Source organism: Streptomyces sp. NPDC046712, assembly GCF_040645695.1.
Lineage (GTDB): Bacteria > Actinomycetota > Actinomycetes > Streptomycetales > Streptomycetaceae > Streptomyces.
On sequence record NZ_JBEYYW010000006.1, the window covers coordinates 220,248 to 238,259 of the forward strand.

An 18,012-nucleotide genomic window follows, 5' to 3' on the forward strand; every position below is an offset into this window, starting at 1 on the left:
AGCGGGGACGCGAACTCAGGACCCGACTCGGACCTGAGCGCGGGACGGGACGGTGGCGGGGCCTCCGGCCGTAGCGGGGGCGCGGGCACGGGCCCCTGCCCCGACCCGAGACCGGGTCGCGGGGGCGGGGACTCGGGCCCCGGCTCGGACCCGAGCGCGGGCCGGGACGAGGGCGGGGCCTTCGGCCGTCCCAGGGGCGCGGACTCGGGCCCCCGCCCGGACCCGAGACCGGGCCGGGGGGGCGGGGACTCGGGCCCCGGCTCGGACCCGAGCGCGGGCCGGGACGAGGGCGGGGCCTTCGGCCGTCCCAGGGGCGCGGGCTCGGGCCCCCGCCCGGACCCGAGACCGGGCCGGGGGCCGTTGGTGCTCACGACGCGCCCTTCAGCGCCCGGTCCACCAGCGGGCCCGCCACGCCCGTGTAGGCGGCCGGGTCGCACAGCGCGTCGACCTCGGCCCGGTCCATGACGCCGGCGAGCTCCCTGGCCTCCGCGAGGACCTCGGGCAGCGGGCGGCCGTCCCGGTCCGCCGTCACCGACGCCCAGGTGAGCAGCTCCTTCGCGGCGGCCTTCCCGAGGCGGGGCGCGAGGACGGCCGCGATCCGCTCGGAGACGATCCGGCTGCCGGTGAGCGCGAGGTTCTCCCGCATCCGGTCGGCCCGCACCTCAAGTCCCTCGACCAGCTCGACGGCCGTGTGCGCGGCGCCGCCGGTGAGCCGCAGGCACTCCCGCAGCAGCTGCCACTCGGCATGCCACACCCCACCCGAACGCTCGTCCTCCGCGACCAGGCACTGCGCCAACGCGCCTGCGAGAGCGGGCACTTGGAGCGCGGCGGATCGGATGAGCGTGGCCAGCACCGGATTGCGCTTGTGCGGCATCGCCGACGACGCCCCACGCCCGGCCCCGCCCGACGGCTCGGCGACCTCGCCGACCTCGGTCCGCGCGAGCGACTGCACATCGATCGCGACCTTCCCGAGCGCCCCGGTCGCGAACGCGAGCGCGAACGCCAGATCGGCGACGGGGGCCCGAAGCGCGTGCCACGGCACCAGCGCGCTCCCGAGCCCGGTCTCCTCGGCGAACGCCTCGACAAGCCGATCGTGATACACCCCGGCGTCGAACCCACCGAGAGCCCGCCCGTCCGGCACCGCGCCGACCCCACCGGTCCCGTCGTCCGGCGCCTGACCTGACGGGCCCGCACCGTCGGCCGTCGCCCCGGCGGGGTCCGTCGGGCCGCCGTGGCCGTTGCCCGGCACCCGGCCCGCCGCACCGGCAGCACCGCCCGCCACACCCGCGCCGGCGGCATCGCCCGCCGCACCCGCACCGTCGGCCTCGACCGCCGCCTCGGCGCGCCGATCGTGATCCGGTCCGGCATCGAACCCACCGAGAGCCCGCCTGTCCGGCACCGCGCCGGCCCCGCCGGTCCCGCCGCTCGGCACCCGGCCTGCCGGGCTCGCACCGTCGGCCGCCGCCTCGGCGGGGTCCGTCGGGCCGCCGTGGCCGTCGCCCGGCACCCGGCCCGCCGCGCCGGCAGCACCGCCCGCCGCACCGGCACCGGCCTCCGCCGCCAGCCGCGCGTACTCCACGTACCCCGCCAGCGTTCCCGCCGCGCCGCCCAGGGAGACCGGGAGGGACTCCTGGACGCGGGCCAGGCGGTCGTCGGCCGAGAGGAGCAGCGTGCGCCAGCCGGCGGCCTTGAGGCCGAAGGTCGTCGGGACCGCGTGGAGGGCCAGGGTGCGGCCGGCGATCAGGGTGTCGCGGTGGCGTTCGGCGAGCGCGGCCAGCGCCACCGCCGTACGGGACAGGTCCGCGCGGATCAGCCGCAGCGCCCGGTCGGCGACCAGCATCGCGCCGGTGTCGAAGATGTCCTGGCTCGTCGAGCCCCGGTGGACGTACTCCGCCGCCGCCGGGTCCTCGGCCGCGACCACCCGCGTCAGCGCCTGCACCAGGCCGACCACCGGGTTCGCCGTCTCGCGGGCCGCGAGAGCCAGGGCGCGGACGTCCAGGCGCTCCGCGCGCGCCGCGTTGGAGACGGCCCGGGCCGCCCACTCCGGAACCGTGCCGAGCCGTGCCTGCGCCCGGACCAGCGCCGCCTCCGCGTCCAGCATGGCCTGCAGCCACGCCCGGTCGCCGACCGCCGCCTCCACGGGCGTTCCCGCCCGCACGGGCGAAAGCAGACCCGCGTCGTCGTAGGACCGGGTCACACGATCACCCCGGCGAGCTCCGTCGTGGCCTCGCGCGTCACCGGCCGCACCCCCGCCGGCACATGCGCCGTCGGCGGCAGTGCGCACAGCGCACGCGCGATCGCGTCCGAGTCGCCGAGCGTCACCGAGTCGACGCCCGGCCGGATCCCGGCCGCGGTCACCCAGTGCACGTTCTCCGTCGGCACGCCGTACGCGAACCGCCGCGGATGCGGCCGGCCCCGGCCGTCCACGACGCGGTACGGCCGCTCGGTGACGGCCAGGCCGCCGGTCTCGTAACTCGTCCCGCAGGAGCCGGGGATCCGGTACGGCGCCGCCTGGTCGGTTTCGAGCAGGTGCAGCAGCAGCGGGTCCTGCGTGCGCCGCAGGTCCGGCTCCGGCAGCCGCGCCTCGATCAGCACCGTCGCCCGTACCGGCGGCCCCGGCACCGTGTCCGACGCGGCCACGAACGACGGCGCCGCCGCGTCGAGCCGGATCTGCGTGCCGGGACCGGTGACCTCCAGGACCCCCGCCTCGATCAGCGCGATCATCTCCTCGATACGGGAGACGGGCGGGCCGATCGACAGGAAGCCGTTGAGCGGGGTGTACCAGCCCTCCAGGTCGTCCCGGTGCGAGTTGCCCTCCAGACCGCCGTGGTCGACGGCGAGCCGGACCTCGTTGCGCAGGTCGCGCAGGACGTCGAGCGCCGCCTTGAGCGGGCCGTCCACATTGCCCGCCTTCGCCTCGGCCACGTCCTGCTCCAGGTGGCCGAGCAGCCACGCCCGGAAGTCGTCCCGGTCGGTGAACTCCCGCTCCCCGTAAGGGCGCGACAGCTTCTCCCAGTCCCAGCGGCGCGGCTCCTCGATGCCGTACGAGGCCACCAGCGTCGCCCGGTCGGACTCCTCGGCCGCGGCCAGGTACCGGGTGGTGAACTCCTCGCGCTCGGCGCCGCGCCCCAGGGAGTCCAGGAGCGTGCCGTAGTAGACGCTCTCCACCTCACGCGAGATCACCGGCCACAGGTCCTGCGCGAAGTTCACCCGCTCGCCGTCGACGTTCCGGGCCCGCAGCCGGGCGATGAACTCCGGGGTCAGCAGCTGCGGCAGGTAACGCCCGTACGCGCCCTTCTGGTTCTCGCCGCGCGCGTGGTACGGCACCCCGCGCCGGGAGGACGCGAACAGCTTCGGCTCCCTCCCCGACGCCCGGTACACCAGGCGGCCGTCCCGTCGCTCGAAGACCCCGCCCCGCCCGGCAGTGAACAGCGCCATGTGGTCGAAGAAGTTGAGCCCGAGACCGCGCAGCAGCACGTTCCGGCCCGGCTCGATGCCGCTCAGGTCCAGGTCAGCCGGGTTGGCGGGCGTGATGTAGCGCAGGTTGTGGATCCGGGCCAGGCTCGCCGTACGCGCCTCGCGGGCCGTGAGCCGGGCCGGCACATGCCCCTGCGCGAGGACGACACCGTCGAGGTGGTTCAGCCGGGTGCCGTCCTCCAGTCGCACGCCCTGCGGTCCGCCCGGCACTCCATGGGTGTCGGCCATCGCGACCGCCCGCGCGCGGTGCACGCGCACCGTGATGTGACCGGGCGCGCGGGCCACCACCCGCTGGAAGGAGTCGTGCAGATACCGGCCGTAGAAGGCCCGCGAGGGGTACGAGTCGGGGCCCAGCCGACGCGCCTCCTCCAGGGTCGCCCGGTCGTACCCGTCGGCACCCGCGCCCCCGGCACCCGCCCTGCCGGCTCCCGTGCCGCCGGCGTCTGCGCCGCCCGTGTCAGCGGCGCCTGCGTCCGTGCCGCCCGCGTCCGTGCCGCCCGCGTCCGCGCCGTCCTTGGTGAGCACGGCCAGCGCCGCGAGCTCCTGCGCCCACTCGTAGAGGCTCGGACCCGGCTCGACGGGCCCCTCGATCCGCGCGCTGTCGTCGGTGTACACCGTCACCTGCGAGGCGACCGTGTTCATCAGCAGATGCCGCGACTGCTCCGTCCGCCACACCGCCCCGGCGCCGGGCGCGGCCGGGTCGACGACATGGAGGGTCAGGGTCCGGTGGGTGGGCGCGATCCGCTCGTTGGCGCAGATGCGCTCCAGGACGGACAGGCCGCGCGGCCCGGCGCCGACGATGCAGTACTCCGCGTGTGTGTCGGTCATGCTCGGTCCCCGGCGGTGGGCGCGGAGCCGGCGGCGAGCAGACGCGCCAGCTCCAGCCGCTTGATCTTGGTCGTCGCGGTCTGCGGAAGCTCGCCGAGCCGCCACTGGACCGGTTCCGCCATGGGCGGCAGCGTGGCCGCCGCCGCCTTCCAGGCCGCCGGGTCCAGCGGGCGGTCGTCCTTGGTGCACACCACCGGGACGGCCCGGCCGTCGGTGCCGGGGATGATGATGACCTCGGCCAGCTCCGGCAGCTTCCCGAAGAGCGTGTCCTCGGCGGCGAGCGTGGAGCCGAAGCCCTCGATCAGGTCGACCTCCCGGTCGAGCAGGTGCACACAGCCCCACTTGGTGCGGTAGCCGACGTCGCCCATCCGCCACCAGCCGTCCGCGGACACCTGCTGGTCGTAGCGCTCCTGCTCGCCGAGGTAGGTGACGATCCGGCCGTCGCTGCGCACCTCGATGTAGCCGGGGTTCTCCGGCGAGGGCTCCTTGCCGTCCCGGCTCACCACCCGCACGTCCGTCATGCCCGGGAAGGGCTGCCCGACGCAGCGACCGTCGTCGTCGAGCGAGCGGCGCCGGGTGAAGGCGCGGACCACGGCCGGGCCGACCTCGCTCTGCCCGTACAACTGGCCGAAGAGCGGCGCACGCCGCTTCGTGGCGCGCAGCAGGGTGTGCACGGTCCGCGGGTGGATCGCGTCGAAGGTGGAGGAGAACAGCTTCACGTTGGACAGCGGTCCGCGCGGGTCGGCTGCCAACTCCTCCCACTCCATGAAGGAGTTGGGGTGCGCCTCCAGGATGCCGGGCTTCAGCCGGGCGAACAGGTCGGCGGCCTGCTTGGGATCCGAGTCGGCGAGCACGACGATCGGGAAGCCCCGGAAGAGGGAGATCGCGAGCGCGGTGACGAGCCGCGAGTGCACGAACGACACATGCATCGCGATCGTCTCGCGGCCCCGGATCAGCGCTGCGACGGCGGAGACCTGCGGCCGGTATCGGGCCTGCAGCGTACGGCCGGTGTGCACGGCCAGCTTCGGGGTGCCCGTCGTGCCCGAGGTGTGCGTGATCAGGGTGGGGTGCTCGGGCGGCATCGTCACGGCGGGCACCCGGGGCACGCCCGCGAGACCGGCCAGCTCCGTGGCGCCCTCGTGGCTGCCGGAGGCCAGGAGCACCTTCCCGGCCAGCTCGAAGACCTCGGCCGGCAGCTCCTTCTCCAGCTTCGCCGCGTCCGTGAGCAGGAACGGCCGGTCCGTGCGCCGCACCAGCTCCGCGGCGGTCGCGCCGTCCAGCTTCGGCGAGAGGAGCACCGGTACGGCCCCGACGCGGGCGACGGCACAGGCCAGCAGCATGATGTCGAAGCCGTCGGACTTGTAGACGACGACCCGCTCCCCGGGGCGCACCTTCGCCGCCCACAGCCGGGAGGCGAAGTCGTCGACCAGGTCGGCGATCTCCGCGACCGTCGTGCGTCGCCCGAGGTCGGGCGCGATGTCGAGGTCGTGGTCGAGGATCACCACGTTCGCCGGATGCCGGGACGCCGCTCGCTCGAACAGCGTGCCCAGCCGGATTCCACGGTTTCCAATGCGCTGCAGCAGCATGTCCCCAGGCTTTCGTCAGTAGAAATGCCGAGTTCGGCAGAGATCGGCAGAGATCGGCAAGGCGAATTCGGGCCGCTCCCGCAGGAATGCGCGGGTGAAGAAGGGCGGACGGAGAATGGAGATACTCTTCGCAGTTCTCGGAACGGGATACTGCTGAGCGCCCGGGGAAGGGTCAACGAAGCGATTCAGGGTCCGTCAAGTCCAGTTCCACGGCGTAGTGCAGGGCGGCGATGTTCATCCGCTGTGCGTGGTAGAAGCGTTGTGCGCCGTGGTTGCCGGTGCCCGTGTCGAGTTCGATCCGTACGCAGCCGGCCCGCCTGCCCCGCTCCCGCAGTTCGTCGAAGAGGCGCGCGCCCACCCCGGCCGAACGGGCGGCGGGCGCGGTGACGAGGTCGTCGACGAAGAGCAACCGGCCCCGGCTGGTGGCCAGTACGCGGTGCGAGGCCACGCCCAGGCAGCGGCCCGCGGGGTCGTGGGCGACGGTGAACACCAGGCCCTGGCGATGGGCCGCGGTCGCGAACTCCAGGAAGCCGTCCGCGTCCAGGCCGGGGCGCAGCGTCCGGATCAGCGGCCCGACGTCGGTGACGAGGGCGGGGTCGTCCGGAGTCAGATCGGTCATTGTCAATTTCATGAACGTCAGCGTAGGGCGGTAATACCGCACGATCCGGCCGAGTTGACACACCATGTGGCACGCGGGCGAAATCACGGAACACCCCTGCCAGTATCCGGGTATGCGCGCTGCCTACATCGAACAGCTCGGACCGCCGGACGCGATTCATTACGGAGAACTGGCCGACCCACGCCCCGGACCGACGGACGTTCTGGTCGACGTCCTGGCCACCACGGTCAATCCCGTGGACACCTTCGTCCGTTCCGGACTGTTCAGCACTCCGCTGCCCTTTCCCTTCGTGATCGGCCGCGACCTCGTCGGCCGGGTCGTGGAGAGCGGAGCGGGCGCCACCGGATTCACCACCGGCGATCTGGTGTGGAGCAACAGCCTGGGCCACGAGGGGCGTCAGGGCGCCGCGGCGGAGAAGGCCGTGGTCGCCGCCGACCGGCTCTACCGGCTCCCGGACGGCGTCGACCCGGAGACCGCCGTCGCCGTGGTCCATCCGGCCGCCACGGCATACCTCGGACTGTTCACGCACGGCCGCGTACGGGCCGGGGAGACCGTCGTCGTCGCGGGCGCGGCCGGCAACGTCGGCAGCGCGATGGTCGCCCTCGCCGTGTGGGCGGGCGCGCGGGTGATCGCCACCGCACGGCAGCGGGACGCGACGTACGTCGCCTCGCTGGGCGCGGCGGAGGTCTTCGACTACACCGATCCCGCCGCGCACGAGCTGATCCGCAAGGCGGCCCCGGACGGCGTCGACGCGTATCTGGACGCCTCCGGCACCAACGACCTCGCGCACAGCGTGGACCTGCTGGCCCGCCGGGGCCGGATCGTGCTCCTCGCGGGCGCCCGCAGCCGGCCCGTCCTGCCCGCCGGGCAGCTCTACATGAAGGACGGTTCGATCGCCGGCTTCGTCATCTCGCACGCCACCACGGCCGAACTGGCCGAGGCCGCCGACGCGATCAACCATCTGCTCGCCGCCGGGCTGCTGTGTCCGCGCGAGATCGAGGTCCGTCCGCTGAGCGAGGCCGCCGAGGTCCACCGCCGCATCGAGACCCTGGGCCCGCACGGCACCCGCCTCGTCCTCCGTACGACGGCGTCCTGACGAACGGGCCCTGAGGACGGGGTCCTGACGAACGGGCCCCGAGGATGGCGTCCTGACGAACGGGTCCTCCGCCCGACGACCGGCCCCGACGCCGTACCCAGGTCGGCCACCTTCCGCCCTCCCCCTGGCGGAAGGTGGTCCCACGACACCGCTCCCCGCGCCCGGCGGTGGTCCCGGCACCCCTCTCACGCGGCGGGAACTAAGTGGCCGAGGTCACCGTTGACCGTCTCCCGGAGCCGAATTAGTTTCGGCCAGCGGTACGGGTTTCCTCCGGGGCTCCCGGTTTCTCTCAACAACGGGGGTTGGGACATGTCCAAGCACGGCGCGGACGGCGGCGGGGGCACCGACGCGCTCACGGTTCTGGAGCTGCTGGCCCAACAGGCCCCACCCAGCCGTTACAAGTCCCTGCTCCACGAGGCCCGCGACGCGGGCACCCCGGCAGCCGAACTGGCCCGGCTCGAACGGGCCGTCCACCTCGCGACCGGCATCGCCTCCTCCTTCGACCGCCGCGAACAGCGCGAGGCCGGCCTCGCCGCCCTCGTCGACACGGCCCGCGACCTGACGCTGCCGTACGACCTCGACAGCCTGCTCCGGGTCATCACCCGTCGCGCCAAACGGCTCCTCGACTTCGACATGGCGTACGTCAGCCTGCGCGACACCAACGGGTCCTCGTTCATCCACACCACCGAGGGCTCCCACACCGGGCTCACCAACGACCTGCGCGTCCTCGACGGCCACGGCCTCGGCGGCGAGGCGCACGCCCACGGTGAACCGGCCTGGACCTCCGACTACCTGGAGGACGACCGCTTTCCGCACGCGCGGGCGGTCGACGAGGTTGTCAGGGCCGAGGGGCTGCACGCGATCATGGCCGTACCGCTGCGCAGCGGCGACACGACCGTCGGCGCGCTGTACGGGGCCGACCGCAGGGTCCGCCACTACACCCCCGACGAGATCGGGCTGATGTCCTCCCTCGCCGACCTCGCCGCCGTCGCCATCGAGAAGGCCGGGCTCCTCGACCAGACCAGGGCCGAGGTCACCGAGTTGGAGCTGGACAGCTCCCGGGCCCGGACCAGCCTCACCCGGATGCGGCACGTCAGCGAGGCGCACAGCCGGATCATGAATCTCGTCCTCGCGGGCGGGGACCTGTGCAACGTGGCCAAGGCGGCGGGGGACGCGCTCGACGGGACCGTCCTGATCCGCGACCCGGGGGGCCGCAGCCTCGTCTCCGGCGGCGACATCCCGGGTCTCGACGAGGAGTCCGTGGCGAAGGCGTCGCTGGACGCGCACGCCGGCCGGCGGCCGGTCGTGACCGGCGACAACACCTGGGTCGCGCCCGTCATAGCGGGCTCCGAGGACCTCGGCGTGCTGGTGATGCGCGCCGCGACCGGGCTGACCGGCGAGGACGAGCGGCTGCTCGAACTGGCCGCGCAGTCCGTCGCGTTCCTGCTCCTGATGCAGCGCTCCACGGCCGTCGCCGAGGGCCCCGTCCGGGACGAGCTCCTCGACGACCTGCTCGCCGACCCGCAGCACGCCCCGCCGCAGCAGTTGGTGCAGCGCGCCCGCCGGCTCGGCATCGATCTGCGCAAGCCGCACGTCCTGGTGGTGGCCCGGCCGGAGGGCGGGGAGCAGGGGCGGGCGGTGGTGTGGGCGTCCTCGTACGCGTACCGGATGTCCGGTCTGAAGACGGTGCAGGGCGGCTGCCTCGTGCTGCTGCTGCCCGGGCTCGAGGCCTCGGCCGCAGCCCGCGCGGTCTCCGGCGAGCTGTCCCCGCTGCTGGGCCACCCGGTGTCGGTCGCCGCCGCGGGTCCGGGCTGGAGCCCGGACGGTGTGGGCCGGATGTATCTGGAGGCCATGCGCTGCCTGGACGCGATGAGCGCGCTGGGCGGTTCGGGGTCGGCCGCGTCGGTTCAGGACCTGGGCTTCCTGGGGCTGCTGCTCTCCGACGACCACGACGTGGACGGGTTCATCGAGTCGGCGATCGGCCCCGTGCTGGAGTACGACGCCGAACGGTTCACCGATCTGACACGCACCCTGGAGGCGTACTTCGCCTCGGGCGGCAGCCCGACGAACGCGGCGGAGGCGCTGCACGTCCATCCGAACACGGTCTCGCGCCGGCTGGAGCGGATCGGTGAACTCCTCGGCGCCGAATGGCAGAAGCCGGGTCAGGTCCTTGAGGTGCAGCTGGCACTCCGTCTCCAGCGCACCCGGGACGTCCTGGCCCAGCAACGGGGCGCCGTGGACCCGGCCCGCCCGGCCCCGGACCAGGCTCGCCCGACGCCGTGACACGGCCGCCGGGCCCCGGACCCGGCTCCTCCGACGCCGCGACGTGACCGCCGGTCCCCCGGGCCAGGCTCGCCCGACGCCGTGACATGGCCGCCCGGCCCCGGACCGGCTCGCCCGACGACGTGACATGGCCGGCCGGCCCCGGACCAGGCTCGCCCGACGACGTGACATGACCGGCCGGGGCGGGGGCACTGTGGCGCGCCCCGCCCCGGCCGGTGTCAGCCGGCCGAGCCGTACGCCGCGTCCCAGTCCGTCGCCAGGACCGTCGCCGCGTGGGCCGCCGAGGCCAGGGTGATGTGGCGGTGCCAGCCGCGGAACGAACGGCCCACGAAGTCCCGCAGGCCCGCCCCCTCGCCGACCTGGGTGAAGTCACGCTCCACCCGCCCGGCCAGCTTCGTCAGCCGGAGCAGCGAGCCGACCGTCGAGTTGGTCAGGTCCGTGATCCACAGCCGGGCCGGGGGCCGCCGCGGGTCGTCCCACTCGCCGAGCAGCAGCAGCGGACGCATCCGTTCCCCCGCGGGCGCCGGGAGCGCGACCCGTACCACCGTCGCCAGCGACGTACGCGAGGTCCGCGCGCCGCCCGCGGTGTCCAGCCAGCTCACCGGGCGGCGCAGGCCCTTGAGCGACTCCAGGATCTGCTGCGCCGGCAGCGGCCCGGCGCCGAAGCCGGGCAGCGACCGGTCCGCGACCGCGAGCCGGCACGTCGCGCCGATCCGGGCGACGACCGGCACGCCCGCGCCCGACAGCCGGTTCAGCGCCGCCCGCCCCGCGCCGCCCCGGATGTCGAGCAGCAGCGGCTTGCGGCTGACGTCCTGCCAGCGCGCCGTGTCCAGCGCCGCCGCGACCGCGCACTCCTCCAGCGTCTCCTCGCCCGCACCCTCGGGAACCTCCGCCCGGTCGCGCCGGGTCCGGTCGTTCACCCACGGATCGGGCAGGAACAGCCGCCAGTTGACCGGCACGCTGAGCTCCTCGGCGGCGAACCACACCCCGAACGCCTGCTGGCCCCGGAAGACCTGCCCGCGCTCGGGGTCGAACCGGCGGTCCACGCCGACCGAGTGCTCGCCGGCCTTCGGTATCGGCATCGACCGCACCACCCACGCCTGCGGGCAGCTGTTCTGCTCGAGGAACCCGGCGAGCGCGGCCCGCATGGGCCGCCAGTCCCAGGTGGAGCTGGAGATGAAGTGGTGCAGGCTCTGCTCGGCGGCCGGCCCGCCGATCTGCGCCGCGATGTTACGGATGGACTTGCGGCCCTGTGCGGTCAGCAGCCCCCGGAGGTACTGCTCCGCCTTCAGCCGTTGGTCGCGCCGGGGGAAGCCGGAGAAGAGCGTGGAACAGAGCTCGTCGTAGACATCGTCGGCCACCGCGTTCCGGTACGGCGCGGCGTGCGGCCCGTGTCCGGTTCGGTGCTGGATTCCCAGTGGATCGAGAAGGGTCCTGCGCTTGGTTGCGACGGATGTACTCACGACACTCCTGCCTACGGTTTTGCAGCTCCCTCCAGCTGCCCCTCCACGGTCTCGTCCGGGCGTCCGTGGCACGAGGTGTACCCGGCACCCGTCTGGGCCGCCGGATGGTGACCGGACCACCGCCGCCGGCTCGGGGAGTGCCGCAGCGGGTGCCGGGCACAGGTCGGACAGGGGGTCGGGTGTGGCCGGACCACCAGAGGCCGGGGGGCCGGGCGCCGGGCCGGGGCCGGGACGCAAGGCCCGGTGGGGGTGATCTGACAGACTCTGCGGCCCGGCTTTGACCGGGGTAGGGCTCGGGTCGACCATCGCAGAACGAGGCGGCACGGGCCGGCTCCTGGTTAATGCCCCAGGCCAGGAACCGTGCCTGTCCGCCTCGCTCACGTCACGGGGTCCTCGACCCCTTCCGCTTAGGGCCTGTCCGACCCTGATCCGCCGGACAGGCCTTAGGCCTCTCCCGCTTCCACCCGATCCCGAATGCCGGTGCCGGCCTCCGCGTCGCGCGCCGCCACCCGGGCCGCGTGGGTCGGACCCGCGGGCACCCCGGCCGGCCGCAGGCTCTCCATCTCCTTGCGCAGCACCGGGACGACCTCCTCGCCGAGCAGATCGAGCTGCTCCAGGACCGTCTTCAGCGGCAGGCCGCCGCTGTCCACCAGGAACAACTGCCGCTGGTAGTCGCCCACGTACTCGCGGAACGACATCGTGCGGTCGATGACCTCCTGCGGGGAGCCGACCGTCAGCGGAGTCTCGCGCGTGTACTCCTCGAGCGACGGACCGTGACCGTAGACCGGCGCGTTGTCGAAGTACGGGCGGAACTCCCGTACCGCGTCCTGGGAGTTCTTGCGCATGAACACATGGCCTCCCAGACCGACGATCGCCTGCTCCGGGGTGCCGTGGCCGTAGTGCGCGTACCGCCGCCGGTAGAGGCCGACCATCTTGGCCGTGTGTTCCTTGGGCCAGAAGATGTGGTTGGCGAAGAAGCCGTCGCCGTAGTACGCGGCCTGCTCGGCGATCTCGGGGGAGCGGATGGAGCCGTGCCAGACGAACGGCGGCACCCCGTCGAGCGGGCGCGGCGTGGAGGTGAAGCCCTGGAGAGCCGTACGGAAGCGGCCCTCCCAGTTCACCACGTCCTCCCTCCACAGCTTGTGCAGGAGGGCGTAGTTCTCGATGGCGAGCGGGATGCCCTGCCGGATGTCCTGACCGAACCACGGGTAGACGGGACCGGTGTTGCCGCGCCCCATCATCAGGTCGACGCGCCCGTCCGCCAGATGCTGGAGCATCGCGAAGTCCTCGGCGATCTTCACCGGGTCGTTGGTGGTGATCAGCGTCGTGGACGTGGACAGGATCAGCCGCTCCGTACGGGCCGCGATGTGCCCGAGGAGCGTCGTCGGGGAGGACGGCACGAACGGCGGGTTGTGGTGCTCACCGGTCGCGAAGACGTCGAGCCCGACCTCCTCCGCCTTGCGGGCGATGGCGACCATCGCCTTGATCCGCTCGTACTCGCCCGGTGTGGTGCCGTCGGTGGGATCGGTGGTCCTGTCCCCGACGGTGAATATTCCGAACTGCATGACACAACACTCCAAGCCGCCCCAGGAAGTCTGTCCTCCCCATAGTGCACGAGCCGGAGCGGAAACGGAAACTTATCCGGAAAGGTCCGGGTGTGGTGACGAAGTCTGTCGCGGTCACTGGACGAGCCGCCGTGGGACACCCACGCTCACAGCCATGACTCCCGTACGAGACGCGCAATCGCCCGTCGTCACCGCCTGGTCGGACATCGGCTGTCCCTGGGCCTCGCTCGCCCTGCACACCCTGCGGGCCACCGCCGCCGAGCGCGGCCAGGACCTCCTGATCGACCACCGCGCCTTCCCGCTGGAGCTGTTCAACCGCCAGCCCACGCCCAAGCACATCGTCGACGCCGAGATCGTCATGCTCGGCGCCCACCGCCCCGAACTGGGCTGGCGCCTGTGGGACGCGCCCGCGTGGGAGTACCCGTCGAGCGTCCTGCCCGCCCTCGAAGCCGTCCAGGCCGCCAAGGCCCCCGAGGTCGGCGGGCTGCGCGGCTCCGACCAGCTCGACGCCGGGCTGCGGCACGCCTTCTACACCGAACACCGCTGCATAGCGATCCACTCCGTCATCCTCGACATCGCCGAGACCTGCGCCGACGTCGACGCCCTGGCGCTTGAGGCCGCTCTCGCGCGGGGCGCGGGCCGGCGCGAGGTGTACGAGCAGTGGCACGAGGCCCAGGGCCCGCAGATCCAGGGCAGCCCGCACTTCTTCGCGAACGGCGGCTACGCGGCCCACAACCCGGGCGCCACCTACGTCTTCACCGGCGACCTGTACAACGGCGGCTTCCCCCGCCTCGACCACTACGACGCGGGCTGGGCCGCGACCCTCCTCGACTCCCTGGCGCCGAGCGCCCCTTAGGGCCTGTCCGGCGGATCACGGCCGGGCCCGCGACGCCTGGCCGGCACCTCGCCGCATCCCCTAGGCCCTGGGGGCCTGGGGAGACCCCCATGCACCAGACGCCGCGACCCATCCGACCCTGGTCCGCCGGACAGGCCCTAGGACCTGTCCGGCGGACCAGGCCCTAGCCTGGCCGCATGGACGTACGTGGGCAGCTGCCGGTGGTCGGGGTCGTCGCCGCCGGCGGCGCTGTCGGCGCGGCGGCCCGCTACGGCGCCTCCCTCGTCTGGGCCGGCCCACCCGGCGCGTTCCCCTGGACCACGTTCGGCGTGAACGTGTCCGGCTGCGCGGCGATCGGAGTCCTGATGGTCCTGGTCACCGAGGTCGCCGCCCCGCCCCACCCGCTCGTACGCCCCTTCCTCGGTACGGGCGTCCTTGGCGGCTTCACCACCTTCTCCACGTACGCCCTCGACACGCAGCGGCTGCTGAGCGCCGGAGATACGGCCCGTGGCGTGGCATACATGGGAGCGACGGCGGCGGCCGCGGTGGCCGCCGTCTGGGCCGCGACCACCGCGACCCGTGGCGCTCTGGCGAGGAGAACACGATGACGAGACTGGCGGGCAAGGCCCTGCGGGTGACGATCCTCCTCGGCGAGAGCGACACCTGGCACCACCGGCCGCTGTACTCGGAGATCGTGCACCGCGCCCACGAGGCGGGCCTCGCCGGCGCCTCCGTCTTCCGGGGCATCGAGGGCTTCGGCGCGTCCTCGCTCGTCCACACCTCGCGCCTGCTCTCGCTGAGCGAGGACCTGCCCGTGGCCGTCGTGATCGTGGACACCGAGGACCGGGTACGGGACTTCCTTCCGCAGCTCGACGCGCTGGTGACCGAGGGTCTGGTGATCCTCGACGACTGCGACGTCATCCGGTACGCCGGCCGGGAGAAGCGCGCGTGAACTGGCTCCTCGTGCTCGCCGGCGCGGCGATCGGCGCACCGCTGCGCTATCTCACCGACCGGGCCGTCCAGTCGCGCCACGACTCGGTCTTCCCCTGGGGCACTTTCACGGTCAACATCGTCGGCTCGTTCGTCCTCGGCCTGCTGACCGGCGTCTCCTCCGCCCGCACGCACCTGCTGCTCGGCACGGGCCTGTGCGGGGCGCTGACGACGTACTCCACCTTCTCCTACGAGACGCTGAAGCTGTACGAGAGCGGGGCGAAGGGGTACGCGGTGGCCAACGTGGCCGGCAGCCTGGCCGCCGGACTCGGAGCGGTGTGGCTGGGAGTGGAGGCGGCACGGGCCTGGTGAGCCGCCGGGCTCCGGTGGCAAGGTGCTCCCACGGCGAGTCGATCCTCCGAAGGGCGGTACCCGCGCATGGGCTGGGCGGACTTCCAGTACGAGATCTATCTCAACGGGCTGACCGGAGCCGTGCCCCGGCTCCCCACGGACCTGACCCGGCTGGAGGAACTGACCGCCCAGCGGCTCGGCCCGGGGCCCGTCGGCTACGTCGCCGGCAGCGCGGGCGACGGCTCGACCGCCCGCGCCAACCGGGCGGCACTCGAACGGCGCCGGATCGTCCCGCGGATGCTCCGTGACGTGCGCGAACGGGACCTCTCCGTAGAGCTGTTGGGCCGTCCGCTGCCCGCCCCGGTCGCCCTCGCTCCGGTCGGCGTGCTGTCGATCCTGCACCCCGACGCCGAGCCGGCCGCCGCGCGCGCGGCGGCGGCGCGCGGCATCCCGTACATCCTCTCGTCCGCGTCCAGCACGTCGATGGAGCAGGTCGCGGAGGCGATGGCGGAGGGGGAGCGGTGGTTCCAGCTGTACTGGCCGAAGGACGTCGAGGTCGCCCGCTCCTTCCTGAGCCGGGCGAAGGCGGCCGGCTACACGGCGCTCGTCGTCACGCTCGACACGCCGATGCTGTCGTGGCGGCCGCGCGACCTCGACCAGGCGTATCTGCCGTTCCTGCACGGGGTGGGGACCGCCAACTACTTCTCCGACCCGGCGTTCCGGGCGGGCCTGGCGAAGCCGGTCGAGGAGGACCCGAACGCGGCGGTGATGCACTTCGTGTCGATGTTCTCCGACCCGGGCAAGACCTGGGCCGACCTGGCGTTCCTGCGCGAGAACTGGGACGGCCCGATCGTCCTCAAGGGCATCCTCCACCCCGACGACGCCCGCGCCGCCGCCGACGCAGGGATGGACGGGGTCGTCGTCTCCAACCACGGGGGCCGCCAGGTGGCCGGCTCGATCGCCGCCGCGGACGCCCTCCCGGCGGTGGCGGACGCGGTCGGCGACCGCCTGACGATCCTCTTCGACAGCGGCGTACGCACGGGCGACGACATCGCCAAGGCCCTGGCCCTGGGCGCGGACGGCGTGCTCGTGGGCCGCCCGTACGCCTACGGTCTGGCGCTGGACGGCCAGGCGGGCGTGGACCACGTCATCCGCTGCCTCCTCGCCGAACTCGACCTCACCCTCGCCCTGTCGGGCCACGCGACCCCGAAGACCCTGACGAGGACGGACCTGGCGGAACAGGCGGGGTGAGCTCGGCACGCTCCCATGACCGCCTGCGCCCTCGTCCACCTCGCCGTCGGCGTCCTCGCCTCCTGACGAACCCGACTCCCCCCGTACGAAGGAGAGCACGTGGAAGGCCGGCCGCGCCAGGAACAGGCAAGCCCCGAGGTGCAGAAGCGCGTCCAGGAAAGCTTCGACCGCCAGGGGCTGATGAGCCACCTCGGTGCGCGGATGACCCACATCGGCCCGGGTCGCGTGCACATCGTGCTCCCGAGCCGTCCCGAAGTGACCCAGCAGCACGGCTACTTCCACGCCGGTGCCACCGGCGCCATCGCCGACAGCGCCGGCGGCTACGCCGCGTACACGCTGTTCCCCGAGGACAGCGACGTGCTCACCGTCGAGTACAAGATCAACCTCCTCGCGCCCGCCGAAGGCGACCACATCGAGGCGATCGGCACCGTCCTGAAGTCCGGACGCACACTGACCGTCTGCCAGTTGGAGGTGTACGGCGTCCAGGCCGACGGCGAGCGCAAGCTCGTCGCGAACGGTCAGCAGACGCTGATCCGTGTGAACACGCCCGCCGAGTGAGCCCGCAGCCCGCGCCGTCGCTGCCGTCCTGGATGACCTGGTGGCAACGGCCGTTCCCCGACGCCAACACGCTCCTGCTGCACGGGCGTCGACCGGCCCTGGTCGACAGCGGTTTCGTCGGCCACGCCCAGGAGACCGCCGAATGGGCCCACGCGCACGCCGGGACCGTCGACCTGGTCGTCAACACCCACTGGCACTCCGACCACGTCGGAGGCAACGGCCTCCTCCAGGCAAGGGGCGCCGCCATCGCGGCCGGAGCCCCGGAAGCGGAGGCCCTCTCCCGCCGGGACCCGGGCTGCTGCGCGGCGGAGTACCTCGACCAGCCGGTCGCCCCGTACGCGGTCGACATCGCCCTCGACGACGGAGCGCTCCTCCGCCTCGGCGACACCGACTGGGAGGTGGTCCGCACGCCCGGCCACACGCCCGGGCACGTGGCGCTGTGGCAGCCGGAGGAGCGGCTGCTCGTGGTCGGCGACGCGCTGTCGGACTACGACGTCGGCTGGGTCAACCTCGCCCTCGACGGACTCGACGCGGCCACCACCGCGCTCGCCTCCCTCAAGCGGCTGGCCGACCTCGCCCCGCGCGTGATCCTTCCCTCCCACGGCCCGATCCCCGCCGACCCGGCCGCGGCCTTCGCCACCGCTCTGCGCCGCGCCCAGCGTCTCGTCGACGACCCCGACGGAGCGGTCCGGTACGGCGCCCGCCGCATCTTCGCGTTCGCCCTGATGATCCGTGGAGGGATCCTGGCCGACGAGGTCGAGCCGTACCTGCTGGCACGCGCCTGGCTGACCGACGCGGCCCACCTCCTGGACCTCCCGCCCGAGGCGCTCGCCGCCGATCTGATCACGACCATGCTCGCCGCCGGCGCGATCGTCCTACGCGACGACCGCCTCCACGCCGCCACCACCCACACCCCGGTCCAGCCCGCTGCACTGCGCGTCCCCCTCCCACGCGCCTGGCCCGCCCCGAAGCCGCCGGCGTCGTAAAAGAGCCTTTGACCAGCAAAAAGACCCTCCCGAAGGAGGGTCCGTGGTAAAGCGCCCCCGGCAGGACTCGAACCTGCGGCCAAGCGCTTAGAAGGCGCCTGCTCTATCCACTGAGCTACGGGGGCCGGGTGGTGGCCGTGCGGCCGGGAGCCCCTGGTGGGTGGGGCGTGGCCTGCCGGGTCAA

Annotated in this window: 15 protein-coding genes and 1 tRNA gene; 9 read left to right on the top strand and 7 right to left on the bottom strand. The window is 73.5% G+C overall.

Annotation, left to right across the window (positions count from 1 at the left end; translation table 11 throughout):
* Positions 1–367 precede the first annotated feature (367 nt).
* From ABZ939_RS11175 to ABZ939_RS11190, 4 genes are all read right to left on the bottom strand, one after another.
* On the bottom strand, positions 368–2,197 hold the full coding sequence (locus ABZ939_RS11175; protein WP_361851782.1) for a lyase family protein: 1,830 nt from the start codon (positions 2,195–2,197) through the stop codon (positions 368–370).
* Complete coding sequence (locus ABZ939_RS11180) at positions 2,194–4,305, bottom strand: FAD/NAD(P)-binding protein (protein ID WP_361851785.1); 2,112 nt, start codon at positions 4,303–4,305, stop codon at positions 2,194–2,196. Before ABZ939_RS11180 ends, ABZ939_RS11175 begins: the two co-directional genes overlap by 4 nt.
* Entirely contained in the window at positions 4,302–5,891 is a 1,590-nt protein-coding gene (locus ABZ939_RS11185) for a class I adenylate-forming enzyme family protein (protein WP_361851788.1), read from the bottom strand. Before ABZ939_RS11185 ends, ABZ939_RS11180 begins: the two co-directional genes overlap by 4 nt.
* A gap of 172 nt (positions 5,892–6,063) precedes the next feature.
* Positions 6,064–6,522: a GNAT family N-acetyltransferase gene (locus tag ABZ939_RS11190; protein WP_361851791.1), complete on the bottom strand. Its 459-nt coding sequence runs from the start codon at positions 6,520–6,522 to the stop codon at positions 6,064–6,066.
* A 100-nt stretch (positions 6,523–6,622) separates the two neighbouring features.
* Between ABZ939_RS11190 and ABZ939_RS11195 the strand changes: the two genes are divergently transcribed.
* Both ABZ939_RS11195 and ABZ939_RS11200 read left to right on the top strand, forming a co-directional pair.
* The gene (locus ABZ939_RS11195) at positions 6,623–7,606 is read left to right on the top strand and encodes an NADPH:quinone reductase (RefSeq protein ID WP_361851794.1); all 984 of its coding nucleotides are present in this window, start codon (positions 6,623–6,625) and stop codon (positions 7,604–7,606) included.
* A gap of 309 nt (positions 7,607–7,915) precedes the next feature.
* Positions 7,916–9,889, top strand: coding sequence for a GAF domain-containing protein (locus ABZ939_RS11200; RefSeq protein ID WP_361851797.1), 1,974 nt, complete (start codon positions 7,916–7,918; stop codon positions 9,887–9,889).
* Between the two features lie 218 nt (positions 9,890–10,107).
* Here the strand turns inward: ABZ939_RS11200 and ABZ939_RS11205 are convergent, their stop codons facing one another.
* Complete coding sequence (locus tag ABZ939_RS11205; RefSeq protein WP_361851921.1) at positions 10,108–11,301, bottom strand: transposase; 1,194 nt, start codon at positions 11,299–11,301, stop codon at positions 10,108–10,110.
* 494 nt (positions 11,302–11,795) lie between these two features.
* Positions 11,796–12,917, bottom strand: coding sequence for an LLM class flavin-dependent oxidoreductase (locus tag ABZ939_RS11210; protein WP_361851800.1), 1,122 nt, complete (start codon positions 12,915–12,917; stop codon positions 11,796–11,798).
* A gap of 154 nt (positions 12,918–13,071) precedes the next feature.
* Here ABZ939_RS11210 and ABZ939_RS11215 point away from each other — a divergent pair, with 154 nt between their 5' ends.
* From ABZ939_RS11215 to ABZ939_RS11245, 7 genes are all read left to right on the top strand, one after another.
* Positions 13,072–13,773: a DsbA family protein gene (locus ABZ939_RS11215; protein ID WP_361851802.1), complete on the top strand. Its 702-nt coding sequence runs from the start codon at positions 13,072–13,074 to the stop codon at positions 13,771–13,773.
* Between the two features lie 176 nt (positions 13,774–13,949).
* A complete protein-coding gene (locus ABZ939_RS11220) occupies positions 13,950–14,360 on the top strand; it encodes a CrcB family protein (RefSeq protein WP_361851805.1) in 411 nt (136 codons plus the stop codon).
* On the top strand, positions 14,357–14,704 hold the full coding sequence (locus ABZ939_RS11225) for a DUF190 domain-containing protein (RefSeq protein ID WP_361851808.1): 348 nt from the start codon (positions 14,357–14,359) through the stop codon (positions 14,702–14,704). Before ABZ939_RS11220 ends, ABZ939_RS11225 begins: the two co-directional genes overlap by 4 nt.
* Entirely contained in the window at positions 14,701–15,054 is a 354-nt protein-coding gene (gene crcB, locus ABZ939_RS11230; protein ID WP_361851811.1) for a fluoride efflux transporter CrcB, read from the top strand. The genes ABZ939_RS11225 and crcB overlap by 4 nt, the downstream gene beginning before the upstream one ends.
* Positions 15,055–15,120: 66 nt before the next feature.
* Entirely contained in the window at positions 15,121–16,284 is a 1,164-nt protein-coding gene (locus tag ABZ939_RS11235; RefSeq protein ID WP_361851814.1) for a lactate 2-monooxygenase, read from the top strand.
* Between the two features lie 99 nt (positions 16,285–16,383).
* Positions 16,384–16,842 (top strand): PaaI family thioesterase, encoded by a 459-nt coding sequence (locus tag ABZ939_RS11240; RefSeq protein WP_361851817.1) that lies wholly within the window; start codon positions 16,384–16,386, stop codon positions 16,840–16,842.
* A complete protein-coding gene (locus tag ABZ939_RS11245; protein ID WP_361851820.1) occupies positions 16,839–17,828 on the top strand; it encodes an MBL fold metallo-hydrolase in 990 nt (329 codons plus the stop codon). The genes ABZ939_RS11240 and ABZ939_RS11245 overlap by 4 nt, the downstream gene beginning before the upstream one ends.
* A gap of 52 nt (positions 17,829–17,880) precedes the next feature.
* On the opposite strand, the gene ABZ939_RS11250 is transcribed toward ABZ939_RS11245, so the two are convergent.
* A tRNA-Arg gene (locus ABZ939_RS11250) sits at positions 17,881–17,953 on the bottom strand.
* Positions 17,954–18,012 lie beyond the last annotated feature (59 nt).